This is a genomic window from Bartonella sp. B10834G3, from assembly GCF_016102505.1.
Classification (GTDB): domain Bacteria; phylum Pseudomonadota; class Alphaproteobacteria; order Rhizobiales; family Rhizobiaceae; genus Bartonella; species Bartonella choladocola.
The window spans coordinates 385,880-407,084 of the sequence record NZ_JACFOM010000002.1; the positions used below are offsets into that span (position 1 = coordinate 385,880).

Sequence of the window (21,205 nt, forward strand, 5' to 3'; positions counted from 1 at the left end):
TCAAAGTCTCAAAGTCTCAAAGTCTCAAAGTCTCAAAGTCTCAAAGTCTCAAAGTCTCAAAGTCTCAAAGTCTCAAAGTCTCAAAGTCTCAAAGCCTCAAAGCCTCAAAGCCTCAAAGTTCTGTCATCCTGAGCAGCGAAACGCTCACCGCGTCGTTCCAGCAAAACCGCTGCAATGAAGAAATGCTGCGCCGACGATTGGAAAATACGTTATTAGTATGGTAAAACAATCTCTTATTATCGTTTTTTAATAATCCGGTTCATACGTCATGAATTCGTTAACCGGAAAATCTGCTATAGCGAATCGGATTTCTTGTGTCTGCAAGATAAATAAAAAGGCTCCAGAATGTCGACCATCATGGAGCCTGTTTTTTAATTCCTATTATCCGGATTGGGGATAAACGAAAACCGGATTAAAGAGTGAAACCAATCGATTCACAAATTAAACCATCAACCGGCATGTGAATCTGCAATCGGTTTTTGAAATGCATATCCCATATCCCACGGGAAATAGATCCAGGTGTCTTGGCTGACTTCTGTAACGAATGTGTCTATTAAAGCCCGCCCTTTCGGCTTTGCATAAACTGTTGCGAAATGTGCTTTCGGAATCATACTGCGAACGATTTGAGCAGTTTTTCCGGTATCGGTGAGGTCATCTACAACCAGAACGCCTTCGCCATCATTCACTCTGACATTGTCGCTAATCCCTTTAAGAATTTCCATTTCCGACTGGTGGCGATAATCGTGATAAGAGGCAATACACACGGTTTCGATAAGCCGGATACCCAATTCACGACAAATAATTGCAGCGGGAACCAGTCCACCGCGTGTGATAGCGACCATCGAACGCCATTCTTTTTTCTGGTCTGCAATGCGCCAAGCCAAAGCGCGGGCATCCCTGTGAAATTGATCCCAGCTTACGGGAAAAGCTTTATCCGGAAGCGACATACCAAGCTCCTAAAATTCTAAAAAACGATTTTGCCTTGTAATCCCATTTAATCCCCCATTTCAAGCGTAACAGCGTCATCTTTTATGACGAATCGGTATAAGGCGCCGCATTCCACTTGTTCATAGTTCTGATGGAAATCCTTTCCACATAACGATTCGCGATCGACCCGACAGCAATTTTCTATGTTACACAGACATGGACATAATATCGAAGCCGAAAAGGCAGAATAACGGGAGACCGGCAATTTTTATATCCGGCGAAACATTTAAGGGACAAATGAATAAGCAATCATTTTGTTCCACCCAAAGAATGTGAGGCTTTCATTTATCTTTTTTGTAAAGCAGGACACATTTTTTAAAATGCTGTTTGAGAGGAATTGCAAACAATAATAGCCGAACGTCGGTATTTTGCCCTGATAACGCCGATGGGATTGCCAAAACTAAAGATTTTTTCAAAACGAAAAAAATTTTTTGCTAAAAGGTGTTGACCTGGAGCGATCTCGCCCGTATGTTCCGCCCACTTTCATCAGGTAATCACCTTCATGAAAGAGCGCGTAGCTCAGCCGGTAGAGCAACTGACTTTTAATCAGTAGGTCCAGGGTTCGAATCCCTGCGCGCTCACCACTTTCCCAACAACAAACTCATCCTGTCATTGTCGCGTTCTGCATTGTCTGCGATTAAAGTTGTCGGCAGTTAAAGCTTCAGTGCGCCTACCTGATTTTTAATGGTTACTGACAAGACCGTTTCATTTCTTACGACAATTTGCTTTGCTTACCACAATCCGCTTTCTCCAGAGCCATTATTTCCGGTGGCCCTCGTCAATCATGAAGGCGGTCAAATGATACCAACGTCGACTGACGTTTGAGCCGCGTTAACGATGTTTTAATAAACAAGGCGAACTTGCGTATACGCTTCTTAAACAATTATTAAAGATGTGTTAATCGGTCAGCAGAAAACGTTTCCGCCAAGGCGGCGAAGTCAAAAACGGGTGTTGTTCATTCAAAATAACATATTCCGGTTTTGCTTCGTCATCAGTGGCATAACAGGACGGTGTAATTGATGTTGTCAGAAGCTAGAAAGAACGCACAGAAAAAAGGCGTTGTATTTGTTCGCGGAATTGTTGTTTCAATATCCACAATGATGCTTGCGGCTTGTGCCAATCATGCAAAAGATATAGCGGCTACAGCACCAACGAAGACCGGTAGCGAGCAAGTCAAAGCCTATTCGGTTATACCTGCGACAAAGCCGGCTATTGCCCGTTTCAAAAAAACAGCAGAACGAGAAAACCAAATCCATGACAAGATCAAGGAAATAGGGGAGGTTGCCTATCTTTCTCCATCCGAAAGAGCCTATAAAAAGGTCGGGCGTGCTTCCTGGTATGGTGCGGCTTTCAATGGCCGTCTGACGGCAAATGGTGAAATTTACGATATGCATAATCTCACCGCTGCCCATCCGACAATGCCTTTACCAAGCTATGCGCGGGTAACAAATTTGGAAAATGGAGCTTCTCTCATTGTCCGCGTCAATGATAGAGGACCTTTCGCGGCCGATCGGGTGATTGATTTGTCAAAACAGGCTGCAACGATGCTTGATTATAAAGATGACGGTTTGGCAGATGTGAAAGTGGAATATGTCGGAAGGGCGCCGATTGAAGGAAATGATAATGAATTTCTGATGGCTTCCTATAAGCCTGGCAATATTACACCGGATACATTGCTTGCAATGGCGGGTGTAAATTTGAATTCACCGGTAGCCGACAGTGCTACACAGGCGATGGAAGGCTTTGCGCCTTTATCCGTTCAAAGCACGTACAGGCCGGAAATTATGCGTGTAACTTATCCGGAATTGCCAGAAATAGGTCCTCTTCCGGCATTCAAACCGGATAATTCGCAACTGTTGGCATTTGCTGATGAAACCTCGACCAATTCACGACAGGAGGTTTTCAACAGTGTTCTGAATTCCGCAGGCAATGATAAGCCTTCAGGAAATATCATGCCTTCCAAAACCGGCGCTTCGGCAAAAACGGCAAAGCCGGTTATGAAAGGCGAGATGAACGACCCGACCCATAAAACGATTGATGATGAGAATGTCGGGAACCCTGCAAAGTCTATGAGTGATGTGGCCGAAAATAGTGGCAAAAAAGCTGATCGGGCATTGGAACTTGCATGGGCGACAGGTGTGAGCGAAGCTTTCAGCATCGGTAGTGAACATTAGATACTTGAGTGAACCGTTGGTTTGTGCTGAAAACAAACCACGGAGACGATTTATGCGCGCAGTCATCATCTATTTGTTTGGATCCTTTTTGTTTGGTTCTATAGCAACGCAGTCATTTGCTCAAAATTTCCAGATTACTGCCACGCAAGCGATTATGGTTGATGGCGAGACCGGCTCGATATTATACCAGAAAAGTCCCCGAACCAGATTTGAACCGGCTTCCCTTGCGAAATTGATGACGGCCGAAGTTGTGTTTCATTTGCTTGAAAATGGAGCATTACGTGAGGACCAACTTTTCCACATCAGCGTCAATGCCTGGCGAACAGGGGGAGCACCGTCGCGTACAAATACAATGTTTGCGCCGGTTAATAGTGACATAAGTGTGCTTGATCTTTTGCGCGGTATGATTATCGTCAACGGCAATGACGCAGCAATTGCTTTAGCCGAAGGCATTTCGGGAAGTGAAGAAAAATTTGCCGATTTGATGAATGAACGCGCCAAAGAATTGGGGCTTAATTCGAGTCATTTTGTCAATGCAACGGGCTTGCCGGAAAATGGGCAATATACAAATGTGAGTGACGTTATCCGTTTGTCACGTCATATTGCGCATAGTTATCCAAAATATTTCAAGATTTATTCGGAACCGGAAATAAGTTGGAGCAAAATTACCCAACGTAACAAAAATCCGCTTTTTGCTTTGAATATCGGAGCCGAAGGGTTTGCGAATGCATTCAGCGAAAGTTCCGGATTTTCGACCTCTGCCGTTATTCAAAACAATAATCGACAACTGTTTCTGGTTTTGAATGGTATTAAAAAAGAAAAAGACAGACCGGTGGAAGCAGCAAAGCTCTTCAACTGGGGAATGACTGCATTTGAATTCAAGCAGGTTTTTCCGAAAGATGTCATTGTCGGATATGCACATGTATTCGGAGGTAAAAAACCGCTGGTACCGCTGTTAGTCAAGGAGCCTGTCGATATTCTGATGAATGTCGAGAAGAAGTCTGTTATATCTGCAAAAATTATCTATCATGGCCCGTTGGATGCTCCTGTAAAAGCCGACGTGGAAGTTGGAAAACTGCAAATATTGGCTGATAAAACCGTTTTATTGGAAAAGCCGGTCTTTACCGCTGATGAAGTCGCCGAGACAGGACTTGTCGGAAAAGCCAAAGATGCTTTATATGAACTGACATTAGGTTGGTTAAGAAAATATCTTTAATCGTTGTTTATGAAATCGGGATGTTATTGTGAGCGGTTATTTTTTCACATTCGAGGGCGGGGAGGGTGCTGGAAAATCAACTCAAATCAATATAGTGGGAGAATTTCTTAAACAAAAAGGTTATGAAGTTGTTGTCACTCGCGAACCCGGTGGTACGACGGGCAGCGAGGCGATAAGGTATGTTCTCCTTTCAGGGAATGCTCAAAAGATGGGAAGGTGTTTTGAAGCTGTGCTTTTTGCTGCAGCGCGCATCGACCATATTAATGAAGTGATTGCACCGGCCTTGAAACAGGGAAAAATCGTATTGTGCGACCGTTTTATTGATTCGACCCGCGTATATCAGGGTGATGAAAAGGACAATAATCGCTGTAAACTTGAGCTGCTCGAAAAAACAGCCATTGTCGGTTATATGCCCGATATTACATTCATATTGGATTTACCGGCGAAAATCGGAATGGCAAGAGCAGATAAACGTCGGGAAAAAACGGTAACAGTCGACCGGTTTGAAAAAGACGATCTGGCAGTTCAGGAGGCGCGAAGGCAAGCATTTCTTGAAATAGCAGCAGCTGAACCGGAACGTTGTCGTGTTATTAACGCAAACCGTAATATTGACGAAATTGCCAAGGACATCGAACAAATTACTTTAAATTTTCTGAAAAGGAAAAATGATGCAGGAAATTGAGACGCCGCGCCAATATGATGATATTGATGGCGTTATCCGTCCTGCACAAAATACCTGTATTTTTGGTCATGAGGATGTCATCTCGTCAATTACCCGAATGCTTGAAGACGGACGCCTGCACCATGCACTATTGTTCGAGGGGCCACTTGGTATCGGGAAGGCAACGCTAGCCTATCATCTGGCTTGGAATATTCTGGTATCGTCTTCGGGCGAGTTCAAGTCACCTGATGAAACATCACCGGTCTGGCGCCAAATTGCACAAGGCAGCCATCCTTCTGTTACCCATATATCAAGACGATTCGATAATAAAACCGAACGCTTCAATACGGGTATAACCATTGATGATATAAGAGAAATCAACCGTTTTCTGGCACAGACTTCCTATAATGGAGGCTGGCGCATTGTCATCATTGACACAGCCGATGACATGAACAGAGCAGCCGCCAACGGTATTTTAAAAACTCTTGAAGAGCCGCCTCAGAAAACGCTTTTTATTTTGGTATCACATTCTTCGGGGCGTTTATTGCCCACAATTCGCTCGCGTTGTCATCTCGTCAAATTTCGCCCGCTCGATTATGATAATATGCAAAAAGCGCTTCATCACGTATTGGCAAATCAATTGCCGAAACCGGCGGAATTGGATGCAATTATCAGCGAGTCCGAAGGGAGTGTGCGCAAAGCGGCCTTATTGGTTTGTTATGGCGGGATGGAAATTATCCGTGTACAAAGAGAGATCTTGAATCAACCCGTTTTTGATGTTGTCAAAGCGCAGACAATTGCACAAGCTTTGTCCGGTCGCGACGCTATCATACAGTTTCACCAATTTTGTGATAATCTTCTTAATATCGTATCAGGAAAGGCGATGCGAGCAGCAATTGACGGGCGTTCTGCTTTGAGTAATCGCTACGCTGAAGCTTGGAAAAATATTGCTGAAGAGGTTGCGCAAACGGAAGCATTTAACCTCGATAAAAAACAATTTGTGATTAATGTTCTTTATAAACTTCATAAATTGATTGCGGAAAATACCTGAATAGTTGGTTTTTCCGTGACAACTGCTTCAACTACCGCTATGTCAGGTTGAAAGCTGATATTGATATAGTTGGGTATCCTATGCGTGAAAAATATTATATAACGACACCGATTTTTTATCCGAATGGTAATCCCCATATCGGCCATGCCTATAACGCTATCGCAACAGATGCGATGGCACGTTTCCAGCGGGCCAATGGTAAAGATGTTTTTTTTCTCTCCGGCACCGATGAACATGGATTGAAAATGCAGCAGACTGCCGAAAAACAGGGGTTAACGCCACTGGAATTGGCCGACATTAACAGCGCTGTTTTTCAAAAAATGTTGAAGACGCTGAATGTGTCGAATGATGACTTTATTCGCACCACTGAAAAACGCCATTACGAGGCCTGTCAGGCGATCTGGAAAATGATGGAAGACAATGGCGACATTTATCTTGATCGCTATTCCGGCTGGTATTCTGTGCGTCAGGAAGCTTACTATGACGAGAGCGATACTGAAGTAGGGGAAGATGGAATCCGGCGGGAAAAAGAAGTCGGTTCGCCAGTGGAATGGAATGAAGAAGAAAGTTATTTTTTCCGCCTTTCCAAATATGAAGACAGATTATTGGATTTTTATGAAAAAAATCCCGACTTCATCGGGCCTAACGAACGTCGCAACGAGATCATTAGTTTTGTGAAATCAGGCCTGAAAGACCTTTCAATATCGCGTACGACATTCGATTGGGGGATACCTGTTCCGGGCAATCCCAAACACGTCATGTATGTTTGGGTCGATGCATTGACCAATTATCTGACTGCCACCGGTTTTCCGAAGAAAAATACACCGAGATCGGATTTTTGGCCGGCAAATGTCCATGTCATCGGAAAGGATATTATCCGGTTCCATGCAATTTATTGGCCTGCATTTTTGATGTCTGCCGGTATCGCCTTGCCCAAACGCGTTTTTGCACACGGTTTTTTGTTGAACCGCGGTGAAAAAATGTCGAAGTCGGTAGGAAACGTTATTGATCCGTTCAAAATGGTCGAACATTACGGCCTCGATCAGGTGCGCTATTTCTTTCTGCGAGAAGTTCCATTCGGGCAGGACGGAAGCTATAGCCACGATGCAATCGTCAATCGGACAAATGCAGATCTTGCCAATGATCTCGGTAATCTCGCGCAACGCTCGCTTTCAATGATTATGAAAAATTGCGGCGGTCTCGTACCGAAGCCGGGCAAGTATCTCGATCAGGATAACGAGCTTTTGGAAAAATGCCGCAATGCGCTTCAAACTGCTCGTGAAACCATGGATAGACAGGCCCCCCATTTGGCATTATCGGCTATTTTTTCAGTAATTTCGGACGCAAACCGTTATTTTGCGACAGAAGAACCTTGGGCGCTGAAAAAGACAGATCCGGAGCGGTTTTCGACTGTTCTATATGTGACTGTTGAAGTGTTGAGGCGCGTTGGCATTATGCTTTGCCCCTTTATCCCGCAGTCAGCGGCAAAATTGCTTGATTTGCTGGCAATCGATCAAAATGAACGTATGCTGGATGATATTGTCAATAAAAAGATCATGCCTGACACAAAATTGCCTACGCCTGAACCGGTTTTCCCTCGTTATATTCCTACGGAAGATGAAGACTGAGCATGCTTGTCGATACACATTGTCATCTGGATTTCGAGACTTTCAGCAATGAACTGGACGCGGTCGTCGAGCGCGCCCATCAAGCCGATGTCGAACGTATGGTGACTATTTCCACACTTGTTCGCGATATGGAGAAGTTGCTCGATATTACCCGACAGTTCGATGACGTTTATTGTTCGGTTGGAACCCACCCCAGTTCCTCTCATGAAGAGAATGACACAACTGCCGAAAAACTTCTACAATATGCAAAGAACCCGAAAGTTGTTGCAATAGGCGAGGTGGGGCTTGATTATCATTATGATGACGCGACTCCTCAGGAACAAAAACATAATTTTCATGAACATATTGTCGCGGCTCGCGAAAGCGGTTTGCCACTGGTTATCCATACGCGCGATGCCGATATTGATACGAGCGACATTCTCGTCGAAGAAATGAAAAAAGGAAAGTTTTCTTTCATTCTTCATAGTTTTTCATCGGGCGAAGAGTTGGCAAAGACAGCTCTCGAAATTGGCGGATATATTTCGTTTTCCGGCATATTGACGTTCAAAAGTGCCGAAAATGTAAGAAATATTGCAAAAACGGTGCCCGTTGATCGCGTTCTGGTCGAAACAGATTCACCCTATCTTGCACCTGTTCCGTTCAGGGGCAAGACAAATGAACCTTCCTTTGTCAAACAGACTGCGTTAGTATTGGCAGAAGTCCTTGGCGTTCCATTTGAAAAGGTGGCCAAGCATACAACGGAAAATGCATTTCGTATTTTCTCGAAGATGAAATAGGACAGGATTTATGCAAGATCGCTACAAGTTTACAATACTTGGTTGCGGCTCCTCGCCGGGTGTTCCCCGCGCTAACGGTGATTGGGGGGCTTGCAACCCCGATAATCCGAAAAACTATCGGTATCGCGCTTCAATATTGATTGAACGTATCAATGGCAATGGCGAACGAACAACAATCGTCGTTGATACCGGTCCGGATTTCCGATCGCAAATGATCGAGCAGGGGGTTCGTGAAATAACGTCTGTTGTTTATACCCATCCCCATGCCGATCACATCCACGGCATTGATGATTTAAGAACCTATGCAATAAGTCAACATAGGTTGATGGATATTTATGCAGACGATGAAACATTTCAAAGGTTGAACGAAGCTTTCGGTTATTGTTTCAAGACGCCTGAAGGTTCAAATTATCCGCCGATATTGAATCGGAAAAAAATCACACCTTATGAAAAATTCACAATAGACGGGAAGGGTGGGCCACTCACCTTAATGCCGGTTTTGCAAATTCATGGGGATATTCATTCCCTCGGTTTTCGGCTGGATAATGTGGCTTATTGTACCGATGTGAACGAATTTCCGACGAAAACACCTCCATATCTGGAAAACCTTGACGTTCTTATTATCGGCGCACTGCAATATCGCCCCCATCCGAGCCATTTTTCTGTCGATCAGGCGGTTGAATGGGGCAAAAAGCTCAATGCGAAACGGGTTATTCTGACACACATGCATATTCCTCTGGATTATGATGAAGTGATGAAATACACCCCGGACAACGTCGAACCGGCCTATCATGGTCTGACATTTGAAGTCGACGCAAAATAAAAGTACATTTGAAGATAAATGGTTGGCGAGGTTATGGCTCTCTGCGCGAGTCCCTTGCCAGCGGTTTTAAAAATTGATTGTCAATTGATTTACCGTCAGTCTGCGAAATCTTTCCGGTCTGAAACCGGAAAAGACAATTTTCTTATCAAACCGGTTCCGGATAATATCGATTTTATAAATAATTTTTATTGAAAATAATTGTCTATTGAAACAATCTTGTAACATTGAATTCGACATTATTTTTATAAATAAAATGACATAAATTTCCAATTGAACGTCATTTTAAATGGAAAGAGTTATTTTTGAATAAAATTATAAATAATAGAGAATTTATAAAATAAATAAAATTCATTTTCTCCATCATATTTATTATTCTCATCATTTAATTGATTGCTTAAAATAATTGATGAAAAGTTCACCCGATTTTTCTGAAAAGGTCGGCTGGGCGCATCGGGATGATGCCAAATCCCTTATTTTTTTGAGATTGCAAACTTGATTATTTTTATATAGTTTAAGCCCTAAAATTAAATCGAGGGTGCTATGAAACTGGATTTGCAGAATGTAAAAGCCGGATATGGCAAGTTGACGATCTTGCATGATATTTCCGTCAATTTCGTCCCCGGCGAGGTGACCGCCCTTATCGGACAAAATGGTTGCGGCAAATCCACCCTTCTCAAAACAATTATGGGGTTTCTCGATTTGCAAAGAGGCTCTATCACATTGGACGGTCGGGATATTCGGTCTTTTCATCGCAAAAAACTTGCCCAACTCGTTTCTTATCTTCCTCAAGAGAGCTATTGTCCCGATTATTTGACATTAGGGCAACTTATCGAACTTTCATCTTATGCCAGAAATTCTCTATTTTCAGGACCTTCTGATGAAGATCGTCAATATTTTCATGAGGTTCTTGAAATTGTAGGGCTCGGAGACAAAGCCCATTTGCCTGTTAATTCACTCTCTGGCGGGCAAAAACAAAGAGCCTGGCTTGCTTTGGTTCTCGCACAAAAGACCGATATGATTTTGCTTGATGAACCGGTTAACCATCTCGATGTCAAATATCAATATGCCATTTTGAAACTCGTTCGCGACTTGAGTTGCGAACTCAAAAAAACAATCATTGTTGTTCTGCACGACATCAATCTGGCTACCTATTTTGCCGATTATGTTGTTATGCTGAAAGCAGGTAAAATTCACGCTCACGGGCGAACGCAGGAAGTCGTAACCGAGACGAATTTGCAGCAGGTCTTCGGCATTCCGGCAGAATTATTTATCCATAACGGGCATATTATTTGCCAGCCTTATCCCGCTTCAGCCCAATCAGTTCATCATATGGAAGAATAAGATGTATTTTTCCAAATTCTGGTTGAGCTGCATCATCATATTTCTTGTTGTTTTCTATCTCAGCATCGCGTGGGGCGGAACTTTTTCATCTCCTTCCGAAGTTTTTCGTGTCCTGATTTCGAGAAAGCCGGAAAGCTATGAACAGGCATCCATTCTTTATCAACGCTTTCCACGCGCAATGATTGCGATTTATGCCGGTCTCATCATGGCTAGCTCCGGACTGGTATTTCAAGGGCTTATACGCAATCCCCTTGCGTCTGCGTCATCACTCGGTGTCAATGCCGGTGCGACACTTTTTGTCGTCGGAAGTGCTCTGATATTCGAGGCGAATTTAGCAGAGCAGGGGAGTGCTGCGCTACTTGGCGGGCTTTTTGGTTTTCTGCTTTGTACTACCATTGCAAGGATCGCGGGTGTCAGCGAAAAAACAACCGGACTTATGCTCATTTTATCAGGTTCGCTCACAACTATGCTGCTCATCGGTTTAAGCAATGCACTTCTGCTTTCTTATGCAGATAGAAGGAGCGAATTTCTTTCCTGGATAGCCGGTAATATCAACCATGCCTATATTGATCGCCTTTACGAATTCTGGTGGATTGGTCTGATCGCACTGGTTTTTGTTTTTCTACTATCGAAGCCGCTTACGCTTATTCTTCTCGGTAACGAGAAAGCCTCCTCTATGGGGGTAAGAACGGTAGCAATTTCACGTTTCGCAATGGCATGTGCGATTGTTGCATCTTGTTCGGCAACGGCTGTGTGTGGACCAATCAGTTTCATAGGTCTTATCGTTCCCCATATGGTCAAACCGCTTGTTGGGCAGGATTTCCGGCTGACATTACCGGCATCGGCATTGATAGGTGCTATATTATGCCTGTTGGCAAGCAGTGTTTCGCAAAATGCGTTTCAGCCTTATGTCGTCAATACCGGCATTATTCTGGATTTATTCGGTGGCATAGTTTTCATCCTTTTGATTCGGAAATTCTATGTTTCTCCCCAAAACAGGAGAGATATATGATGATGTCACGCACGCTTGACGGGCGGTTATCAATCCGCTTTTTTAACGGTAAAGAGCTTATCCTACGCAATCTCGTTACCGGATTGTTTCTCATAATTTCGATATTCATTCTCTTTCTCATATCGTTAAACCTTGGCACGATTGACACAGGCCTTCATGACTTCTGGAGGTTGATGAGAGGAGAGGAGATCGAACAGCAATCCTATTTTGCACTATGGGATGTGAGATTGCCACGTTTGGCTTTGGCATTCCTGATCGGTTGGTGTGTTGCTGTGTCAGGCGCTATACTACAACCGATTGCGCGCAATCCTTTGGCAGATCCGGGATTGTTCGGCATCAGCCATGGATCGCTGACAACGACCATTTTGTTACTGGCTTTTGTCCCCGCAGCCTCGCGCGTACTAATCGCATTTGCTTCCCTTGCAGGAGGGCTGGGAACAGCAGTACTGCTGATTGTTCTGGTCGGTAACCGTCATGCGGGAGGTTTGGTCATTCTGTTAATGGGAATTGCCGTTGCCACAGTCTTGGCATCTGTCAACTCTTTTCTTATTCTCTACCTGCCTACCGAAGCTTCTTATAATGCATCAAGCTGGATGGCGGGGTCGCTTTTTCAGGCAAACTGGCTGAGTGTTACGGCATTTATCCCCTTATTCCTGTTCAGCCTTGTTGCAATGCTGATGGCCGGTCATTCGCTTAACCGTTATGATCTGGGAAGTGAATTGGCGTTGGCGCTCGGCGAACCGGTTATCGTTTCTCGTCCATTGTTACTTCTATTCGCGGTGCTTTTGAGTGCCGCTTCGGTGACAATTGTTGGCCCACTTGCTTTTCTCGGTATTCTTGCCCCCCAACTTGCCCAATTTTTGACAGGGGCAAATGGCAGCGGCCGACTTTATCTTTCTGGCCTTGTCGGCGCCAATCTCGTGATCGGTGCCGATATTATTTCCAAAAACGCAACCACGATTTCAATGCCTCTGGGGCTAACGACCACCATTCTGGGCGTCCCGTTATTCATCGTGGTTTTGCGACTTAGAACTCTCCGGCAATATTTTCACAAATAGGGAAATATCTCATGCGTATCTTATCCTTTTTTATTTTCATGCTTGCTCTTCCATTGACAATACTTTGCAACACGGAGGCGCGGGAAGTTGTTGATACAATGGGGCGAACCGTCGATATTCCCGACAAGCCGGATAGGGTAGTGGTGATGAGCGAGCCGGCCATCGGTGTTCCAATGATTGAACTGGGCGTTAATCCCGTCGGTAGTTTCGGTCGTGCTGATGATGGTACTTATCAAGTCGGTGCGGACTTCATTGATATTCTGTTCGGACCCGACCAGAAGAAACCCCAAGGCATAGGAAATAATCGTCAAGTTGATCTTGAAAAGCTTTACGCGATGAAGCCTGATCTTATTATCGGCACCGAGTTCGACGTTGACAAGCTCAAGCAGCTATCTTCGGTTGCTCCGGTCTATATGCAGCATTACACAACCGGACATCTGGACAATTTTGCGATCGAAGAAAACCTTGCGAAACTCTTCGGTAAGGAAAATGCTTTTCAAGCATTGAAAACCGATTACCAGCAAGATGTTGAAGAAACCAAAAAACAATTGCCGGAAAGTCTGGAAAACAAAACCTATCTACCCGTTATCATTATGGATCAGATCAATATTGTGGGTGAAGGAATCGGCGTTTCCCAGCCACTTAATGATCTCGGCATGAAACCGTTCGAGGTATCGAAAGATAAAACGCATTCGGATGGTTCGCCCAAAATTGTGCTGCCAATCAGCGCCGAAGCATTCGGCTCGCTCGATCCGGATATTCTCGTCGTTATCATCAATTGGGGAGCACCTGATAAAAGTGCTGAAGCCACACGCGAGGCTTTGAACAAACTGGTTCCGGGATGGGAGAATTATATGAAGCCCGCTCGTGAAGGACGTGTCATTTATCTCGATGGATCGAAAGTTTTCACCCCCAGCTTCAAGAGTGCGCACTACACTTTAAGCGAGGTTAGAAACTGGGCAAAAACCAAATAGGGATAATTTATTTCACTATATAAAATTAATGTTGACTTAGTTTATATCATGAGTAATAAAGTCATATTTTCTTTGTTTGCCTAAAAAGGTTCCATCCGATGTCAAAAGTGTTATCGAAAACTAGGTTTCTTCTATCGTCAGCCCATTACCAACTTTTTTGCGGGGTTATACTGGTATCGTCTGCAATTCCCTGTGCTTTCGCTGAGGATGGCAATGAACAAAAACAAGATCAGTCCAACACAACTGTATTGCAAAAGGTCGTTATCAGCGGTGAAAAATCACTGCGCTCGCTTCAGCATACTGCCAGTTCGGTCAGTGTGCTTAGCAGCGAAACAGTTGCGGAAAGACCTGCAGTGACAACGCTGACAGATCTTTTAAAGGGTACACCGAACCTACTTTATACGAACGACAGCGATGCACCGATTATCCGTGGTGTCGACACCAAAGGCCCATTGGTTAAAGGCAATGCTTATCTGGCCAATCCTATACCTCGCGCCACGATCAGCGTTGACGGCCGCTATCTGAGTGCGGGCGAATTCGGAATTGGTGCAGCGCCGATTTGGGATGTCGAATCTGTCGAAGTATTCCGCGGCCCGCAGACCACAACACAAGGGGCAAACGCGATCGCCGGTGCCATTGTCATCAAGACGAAAGATCCGACATTTACGCCTGAAGCGGAAATACAAACTCTCTATGGCACCAGACAACAAAAACGTGGCTCTCTTATGGCTTCGGGGCCGATTACCAAAGAACTTGCCGGACGTATCGCCCTTGATTATAGCGGCCGTGATACTTTCATAAAATACACCAATCCCTACTTTCTGGATTCGGAAATGGATAACGACCCTCGGAATGTCAACGGTCGTGTAAAATTGCTTTGGCAGCCTTCCGAAATACCGGGATTGGAAGGTAAGCTCACCTATTCACACATGGATTCACGGCGTCCGGCTTTCGAGATTGCCTCACACCCTTATGACCAACTTCATGATACACGTAATAGCACAGACAACATCCAGACTAAAACCGATGTCGGTGTTTTCGACGTGAAATATGATCTTGGAAACACGGTTATTCTTTTTAACGAGTTGCAATATTCCAACGGCACTTACGATTATAATTTCGGGCGATCCTTCAATGGTACCGCATCAAGAGATTATGACAATATATCGAACGAATTCCGTGTCAACTTTGGTGATGAAACAACGACTCTAAGCGGCCTTGGCGGCGTTTTTTATTCAAAAAGCAACAACGACAACCATATGTTACATGATTTTGCGTCGACTGACTTTACCGTCGATCAGGATAGTGTCGGTGTCTTCAGTGAGTTGACATATCGTTTTGCTGAAAAATGGGCTCTGACAGGTGGTCTACGGTATCAATATGACGGCATCCGACATGACGGTGTTGCAAGCTATGTTCCCGGTGTTCGCCATATTTATGACGAAAGTTTTGACGCAGTACTTCCGAAGATCTCTCTGTCCTATGATATTCGTGACGATATAACCGTCGGTGTCATGGCATCGCGCGGCTACCTGCCAGGTGGTACAGGTTTGAACTTCTCAGGCAAACGTTACTATAATTTCGACGCTGAAAAAGCCTGGAACTATGAAATTTTCTCCCGTATTACAGTGCTTGATAGCAAGCTTTCATTTACGCCGAATATTTTCTACACGCGTTATACGGACTCGCAGCGTTCTGTTACCGATTATATGAACGGCAAACAATTCGGTTCCATCATTGTTAATGCCGATGAAGCAAAAACATATGGTGCAGAATTGGGGGCAGATTATCAGCTTCTCGATAACCTCCTATTGCGTGGTGGACTTGGGCTTCTCCACACAGACACCAGTGAATTCGGTGACACACGCGGCAATGTCTTTGACGGGAAAAAATTTGCAAAAGCTCCCGGTTACATGTTCAATGTCGGAGCCGATTGGGACATCATCGAAAATCTTCGCTTGAGCGGCGATGTCCGTTATACCGATGATTATTATTCAACGGACGATAACGATCCTGCTTTGCGCGTCGGTTCTTATGCAATTGCCAATATGCAGATTTCATATAAACCGAACGATCATATGGAGATTTTTGGCTATGCGAAGAATTTGTTTGACGAACGTGTACCAACGGAAAAAAACAGAGACCGTGTAGCCGGAATTCAGGCCTATATCACCGAACCGCGCGAATTTGGTGTCGGCCTCAAAATGAAGTTCTAATTTGAATCTGATTGAACCAGAACCAATCAAAAGCCAAGAAAGCCATACAGAACGCGAATTGTTGTATGGCTTTTTTATTTTTATTCCAATTATCCGCCACTTCGTTAGAAGCTGAAAGTTGAATAGGGGGGAATAAAATATAAAACGGGGAGGGGGTGTGCATTGATGCCGGAACGCTCGAAAAAATCACAAACAATCGGCTAAAGTTATCATTCTGAAACTCAACCGATATTTCCCTTTTTTGGCTGTTTTTGCTTGTCATAATAGATATGATTTGCTTGTCATAATAGATAAAAGACTAATACCGCGTCCGATTTAACTTTTCCGCAAAAAGACAGCAAAATCTATTTCGCGCCATATGTTGGCCACCTTGTCACATAATAAATAAGCTGTATCAGTAAAGACAGAACGCTTTGTTGTACCGTTCAATTATCCGTGATACATTTCTCGCTCATTCATAACAAACTCAGAAAATTGCTATAATGACCCAATCGCCCAAAAAGCTCCCACGGGGGCGACCGCCTACAATCAGTCGTGACAGGATAGTGGAGGCCGCTATTGAAATTGGCATCCCCAAGATCACCTTTGTGGGTGTCGCTGAAAAGTTGGGTGTGAGCCATATGGCGCTCTATAATCATGTTGACGGTCTCGAAGCTTTAAAGACCTTGGTTGCCGAAACAATTTTCTTGAAGTGGGAATTGCCTCATTGGACGCCCGAAATTGCGTTGCGCGACTATCTTGTAAAGCTCGCTTCGTCTATGTGGAAGCTCGTAGAAACCCATCAAGGCATCACACCGTATCTCTTGCGCAGAGATATGATTACGCCGACAATTGAAGAGCGGATTTCAAATCACCAGCAAAGACTTGCAAAAGCCTACAATCTTTCTCTGATTCAAGCGCATTGGTTGGCATTCACTATTTCCTATCACACACTTTCAGTAGCCGATAGTGTTTTGCCCGATAATAGAGATGAAGCCGATTTAACACGTTATCAGTCCGATTTGGGTATTCCGGGGATTGATGACGAATACGCTATCGGTATACAAGCGCTCATTCTTGGATGTCTTTCCGTTCTTGATACGATTTCCGAGAAGGAGCAGGGAACTCACGATTAAATTGGAAGCGTTTAAAAAGCCGATATTATCTTCAAAATTCGAGCAATTCTGAAAAGCAATAACGGCGTGAAAAAACACTGCCTGTTACCGGAATTCAAAACCGGATTGATAAGATTGCAAATGTCTTAGTGTTTCATTGATTGACAGCCGATGGTTATCGGAAAATCCAACGATCGTTTATCGGGCTTAACCTTTTCATAGGCCTTAGTGCTAACAGATGTTAATGACCAAGCACCAGATGTCGAATATTAAAACATCTTCATAACATATTGAATAAATGGCACAATTTACCTTTCGACATTGATTTTGCAATATCGCGAAAAACTTCAAAGCTTTTTCGGATGGATTTTAAAATCGACAGCTCTTCAGAAAAATTTAAAGTCGCAATTCTATCGGAAGATAGTGAATGCAATTTGAAGATGCATGGTAAAATCCGGCAAGTGAAACAAGCCCGAACATTCACTACCATTCGTCATTGATATTCACGTGTTATCATTGATATTCACGTGCTTGATCGAAAAATGGAAATTGAAATAGCCGCGGAATGATACCAAAACATCATCAAAACAGCATTCCGAACGACAATCGAAACAGCGTTCCGAACTATGACTGAAGCACTCTGCCGAACTATCGTTAAGACTTGTTTGTGAAATCGGGTTTCTAATGCAATTTAAAAGCCGAGGGAAGAGGTTTCACCAAAACTCGAAAGATATGGAAAAGAGGCGAAAATCCGTTTTCTCGCTGATCGATAAAAATTCTATACCGGTATTTGATAGCAGGATATGTCAGTCTAACTAACATTCTAACATTCTGGCATCTTGTCATTTTATCCGTTCTATCGTTCTGCATTTGGTCATTTGGTCATTCGCTTATTCTGGCTTTTTGGCGCTTTTTCACTCGTTCATTCGTACTTTTTGCCGCTGGAGTTTTATTCTCGAATAATTGCATAAGATATATTATGGAACTTTTTGTATAGGAGGGGCGAGAACCGTTAAAAAACAACAATTGTGCAACTATCACGTCAAGACACTCAATTCCTTAAATCACATAGATGCCGTTTTCAAAATCACATGGACGCTTTCTTTTTCTATAATAACATATGGCCATTCACTCGAACAATCCGCAATGCCTTCTATGCCAATATTCACCCGACAACGTATCGGCATTTCCAATGAAAACTTCGTCCTTTTCAGCTATGGAATTTTCGTCTTTGCCAGATGATGTCTCATTGCCGATTTGAAATGTCGCAGGTCAATTTATGTTAAACCTGTTTTATGAGCGTTTATTGTATTCAAATTCGTCGGTTTTCATGGCTAGCCTATAAATACGCCGTTCCGCCTTGCGCAAGCAATCGCTCATAGAAGGAAAATTCTGACTGCATCCCTTGCCATATTTACGGCCATATCGCTTTGCACTCGTCCATGATCTGTCAAAAACCTAAATCGACTATCGGATCAGACAAGTTTTTGAAAATAGAAAATTCATGCTCTTTAATCTTTGAAGCCCTATAGAAGAAAAATGTATTTCTCATAAAAGTCACGATTTTTAGGTCGTATCGGGATGAATTTTATGTTGCAGAACTCGTTAGAAATAATTTTACGTTCTGTTAGATTGGATATTTGAACATAAAAATAAAAATACGAACATAAAACGCAAAATAACTTGTGGAACAATACTAGAACATATAGTGTACGTTCTGGTTTTGTTTCTCGTTGATTCGCATCATTGGAGAGTTTTATGTTAACACGCAAGCAGTATGAGTTGCTTCTGTTTATTCATAACCGGCTAAAAGAAACCGGTATACCCCCCTCTTATGACGAGATGAAGGATGCTTTGGATCTCGCTTCAAAATCCGGCATTCATCGGTTGATAACGGCATTGGAAGAGCGTGGATTTATACGTCGCCTTCCCAATCGTGCGCGCGCTCTTGAAGTTTTGAAGCTGCCGGAAACAATGTCACCTGCGATGAATAGCGTAAGGAAGTTTTCACCCAGTGTTATAGATGGCCAGAAAAACAAGAATATGAAGAATGTTGTTCGCAGGGAACTGTCGAGTGGCGAAAGTGGGCAGGCAGCCAATGTGAATGTTCCAGTAATGGGACGAATTGCGGCCGGTGTTCCTATTTCGGCAATCCAGAACCAGACAAATATGCTTTCTCTACCATCCGATATGGTGGGCAGCGGCGAACATTATGCGCTGGAAGTCAAGGGCGATTCTATGATTAATGCCGGAATTTTCGATGGTGATACCGTTATAATCAGACGTGGAGATACAGCAAATCCCGGTGAAATTATTGTGGCACTTGTTGATGATGAAGAAGCAACCTTGAAACGTTATCGGCGAAAAGGTGCGTCTATTGCTTTGGAGGCTGCAAATCCTGCTTATGAAACAAGGATATTCGGTCCTAATCGTATCAAAATTCAAGGCAAGCTTGTCGGCTTGATACGCCGCTATTAAGCTCACGTCATTGAATGTTTTAAATGTTTATGGTGTAAAAAAATTCAATCATAATTGTCGGATAGTGTTTTTCAACGGGAATGACGGAAGTTCTATTAGAGCTGTTTTAACGAGTTCGGGAGAGAAGCGGCGTTTGAGGTTTTTCGGGCGAGATTATCGTCCGGATATAATGAAAATGCGAATAGATGGATATGTCCTGCGGCAGGACTGGCGAAATTTTTGCAAAACAGCCTTGTATTTTTAACAAACTTGTATTTTTAACAAAATAGATTAGGTCTCATCTGATCGTTTTTAGAAATTCGTGTCTTCTACAGGAAGTGATATGTCAGCTCCTCGCGTTAGTTTTGTTTCTTTAGGATGTCCTAAGGCACTTGTCGATTCTGAACGCATCATTACAAAATTGCGCTCTGAAGGATATGAAATAGCACCCAGACATGATGGTGCGGATCTTGTTATCGTCAATACATGTGCTTTCATTGACTCGGCCCGCGATGAATCGCTGGCCAATATCGGCGACGCATTAAAGAAAAACGGTAAAGTCATTGTAACCGGCTGCCTTGGTGCAGAGCCGGAAGTGGTAACAAAAACTTATCCGAATGTATTGGCTGTTACAGGTCCTCAGGCGTATGAGAGTGTTATGGAGGCTGTTCATAAAGCTGCACCGCCTGTCCATGACCCGTTTGTTGATCTTGTTCCTCCTCAGGGAATACGTTTGACGCCTCGTCACTATGCTTATTTAAAAATTTCCGAAGGCTGTTCAAATCATTGCAGTTTTTGCATTATTCCACAATTAAGGGGAAATCTGGTTTCCCGACCGGCATCCGATGTGCTGCGGGAGGCGGAAAGGCTTGTGAAAGCAGGCGTCAAGGAAATACTTGTCATTTCCCAAGACACCAGTGCATACGGGCTTGATCTTAAATATAGCGAAAGTCCATGGAAAGACCGTACGGTTCGCGCACGGTTCTATGATCTCGCCAAAGAATTGGGCGATATGGGTGTTTGGGTGCGGATGCATTATGTATATCCCTACCCGCATGTCGATGATGTCATCGAATTGATGGCCGATGGAAAAATTCTGCCCTATCTTGACATACCGTTCCAACATGCGTCCCCCAACGTGTTACGCAACATGAAGCGTCCTGCGCATTTGGAAAAAATTAATCAGCGCATCGAGAAATGGCGCAAAATCTGTCCTGATCTTGCTTTAAGATCAACGTTCATTGTCGGTTTTCCGGGAGAAACCGAAGAAGATTTCAAAATGCTTCTTGATTGGATGAGTGAAGTAAAGATAGATCGGGCTGGATGTTTTAAATATGAGGCTGTTGAGGGTGCATCGGCCAATGATATGGGGCTGGAAATAGTCCCTGATGATGTCAAGAAAAGCCGTTGGGACCGTTTTATGGTTCATCAAAAATCCATTTCGGCCAATTTGCTCAAGAAGAAAGTCGGCAAACGTTTGCAAATTCTCGTAGACGAGGCGAATGGCCATACAGGCATTGGACGCACGAAATATGATGCTCCGGAGGTTGATGGTGTCGTGCATTTGACTTCACGTCGTCCCATACGGACGGGAGAACTCGTCACCGCAAAGATTGAACAGTCGGATGATTATGATCTCTATGGTATGATAGTTTAGGCGGTAGGATCACTGTTTATTTAAAGATCATTCCTTGAAGGATCGGCGATTGCGCTATAGTTTTCTATGTAAATGTAAAT

17 protein-coding genes and 1 tRNA gene are annotated in these 21,205 nt (G+C 43.7%); 17 read left to right on the forward strand and 1 reads right to left on the reverse strand.

Translation table 11 applies throughout. The features are described from left to right. A partial coding sequence (locus H3S94_RS11825) for a hypothetical protein (RefSeq protein ID WP_210327991.1) occupies positions 1–224 on the forward strand: 224 nt, incomplete at its 5' end. 225 nt (positions 225–449) lie between these two features. On the opposite strand, the gene gpt is transcribed toward H3S94_RS11825, so the two are convergent. After that, entirely contained in the window at positions 450–947 is a 498-nt protein-coding gene (gene gpt, locus H3S94_RS07115) for a xanthine phosphoribosyltransferase (protein WP_077992167.1), read from the reverse strand. Between the two features lie 548 nt (positions 948–1,495). On the opposite strand from gpt, the gene H3S94_RS07120 reads away from it, so the two are divergent. From H3S94_RS07120 to rimO, 16 genes are all read left to right on the forward strand, one after another. Continuing rightward, positions 1,496–1,571: transfer RNA gene (locus tag H3S94_RS07120), tRNA-Lys, on the forward strand. A gap of 435 nt (positions 1,572–2,006) precedes the next feature. After that, positions 2,007–3,161: a septal ring lytic transglycosylase RlpA family protein gene (locus H3S94_RS12055; protein WP_198240655.1), complete on the forward strand. Its 1,155-nt coding sequence runs from the start codon at positions 2,007–2,009 to the stop codon at positions 3,159–3,161. 52 nt (positions 3,162–3,213) lie between these two features. Next, positions 3,214–4,377, forward strand: coding sequence for a D-alanyl-D-alanine carboxypeptidase family protein (locus tag H3S94_RS07130; protein ID WP_198240656.1), 1,164 nt, complete (start codon positions 3,214–3,216; stop codon positions 4,375–4,377). A 28-nt stretch (positions 4,378–4,405) separates the two neighbouring features. After that, positions 4,406–5,059 (forward strand): dTMP kinase, encoded by a 654-nt coding sequence (gene tmk, locus H3S94_RS07135; protein ID WP_077992169.1) that lies wholly within the window; start codon positions 4,406–4,408, stop codon positions 5,057–5,059. After that, positions 5,043–6,089 (forward strand): DNA polymerase III subunit delta', encoded by a 1,047-nt coding sequence (locus H3S94_RS07140; RefSeq protein WP_369805233.1) that lies wholly within the window; start codon positions 5,043–5,045, stop codon positions 6,087–6,089. Before tmk ends, H3S94_RS07140 begins: the two co-directional genes overlap by 17 nt. A gap of 80 nt (positions 6,090–6,169) precedes the next feature. Further along, the gene (gene metG, locus H3S94_RS07145; protein ID WP_198231104.1) at positions 6,170–7,717 is read left to right on the forward strand and encodes a methionine--tRNA ligase; all 1,548 of its coding nucleotides are present in this window, start codon (positions 6,170–6,172) and stop codon (positions 7,715–7,717) included. Positions 7,718–7,719: 2 nt separating this feature from the next. Continuing rightward, on the forward strand, positions 7,720–8,493 hold the full coding sequence (locus H3S94_RS07150; protein ID WP_198240657.1) for a TatD family hydrolase: 774 nt from the start codon (positions 7,720–7,722) through the stop codon (positions 8,491–8,493). Between the two features lie 10 nt (positions 8,494–8,503). Continuing rightward, complete coding sequence (locus H3S94_RS07155) at positions 8,504–9,316, forward strand: MBL fold metallo-hydrolase (protein ID WP_198240658.1); 813 nt, start codon at positions 8,504–8,506, stop codon at positions 9,314–9,316. Positions 9,317–9,856: 540 nt separating this feature from the next. Then, positions 9,857–10,657 carry an ABC transporter ATP-binding protein gene (locus H3S94_RS07160; RefSeq protein WP_077992177.1) on the forward strand — a complete coding sequence of 267 codons (801 nt, stop codon included), beginning with the start codon at positions 9,857–9,859 and terminating at the stop codon, positions 10,655–10,657. Between the two features lies 1 nt (position 10,658). Continuing rightward, on the forward strand, positions 10,659–11,669 hold the full coding sequence (locus tag H3S94_RS07165) for an iron ABC transporter permease (protein ID WP_077992179.1): 1,011 nt from the start codon (positions 10,659–10,661) through the stop codon (positions 11,667–11,669). Further along, positions 11,666–12,727 (forward strand): FecCD family ABC transporter permease, encoded by a 1,062-nt coding sequence (locus tag H3S94_RS07170; RefSeq protein ID WP_369805723.1) that lies wholly within the window; start codon positions 11,666–11,668, stop codon positions 12,725–12,727. Before H3S94_RS07165 ends, H3S94_RS07170 begins: the two co-directional genes overlap by 4 nt. Positions 12,728–12,738: 11 nt before the next feature. Further along, positions 12,739–13,701, forward strand: coding sequence for an ABC transporter substrate-binding protein (locus H3S94_RS07175; protein WP_077992181.1), 963 nt, complete (start codon positions 12,739–12,741; stop codon positions 13,699–13,701). Between the two features lie 98 nt (positions 13,702–13,799). Continuing rightward, the gene (locus H3S94_RS07180) at positions 13,800–15,917 is read left to right on the forward strand and encodes a TonB-dependent receptor (protein ID WP_198240659.1); all 2,118 of its coding nucleotides are present in this window, start codon (positions 13,800–13,802) and stop codon (positions 15,915–15,917) included. Positions 15,918–16,399: 482 nt separating this feature from the next. Beyond that, complete coding sequence (locus H3S94_RS07185) at positions 16,400–17,032, forward strand: TetR/AcrR family transcriptional regulator (RefSeq protein WP_198240660.1); 633 nt, start codon at positions 16,400–16,402, stop codon at positions 17,030–17,032. A gap of 1,737 nt (positions 17,033–18,769) precedes the next feature. After that, positions 18,770–19,489, forward strand: a complete 720-nt coding sequence (gene lexA, locus H3S94_RS07190) for a transcriptional repressor LexA (protein WP_198240661.1) — start codon at positions 18,770–18,772, stop codon at positions 19,487–19,489. Positions 19,490–19,811: 322 nt separating this feature from the next. Further along, entirely contained in the window at positions 19,812–21,125 is a 1,314-nt protein-coding gene (gene rimO, locus H3S94_RS07195) for a 30S ribosomal protein S12 methylthiotransferase RimO (RefSeq protein ID WP_077992188.1), read from the forward strand. The last annotated feature ends 80 nt before the right edge of the window (positions 21,126–21,205 follow it).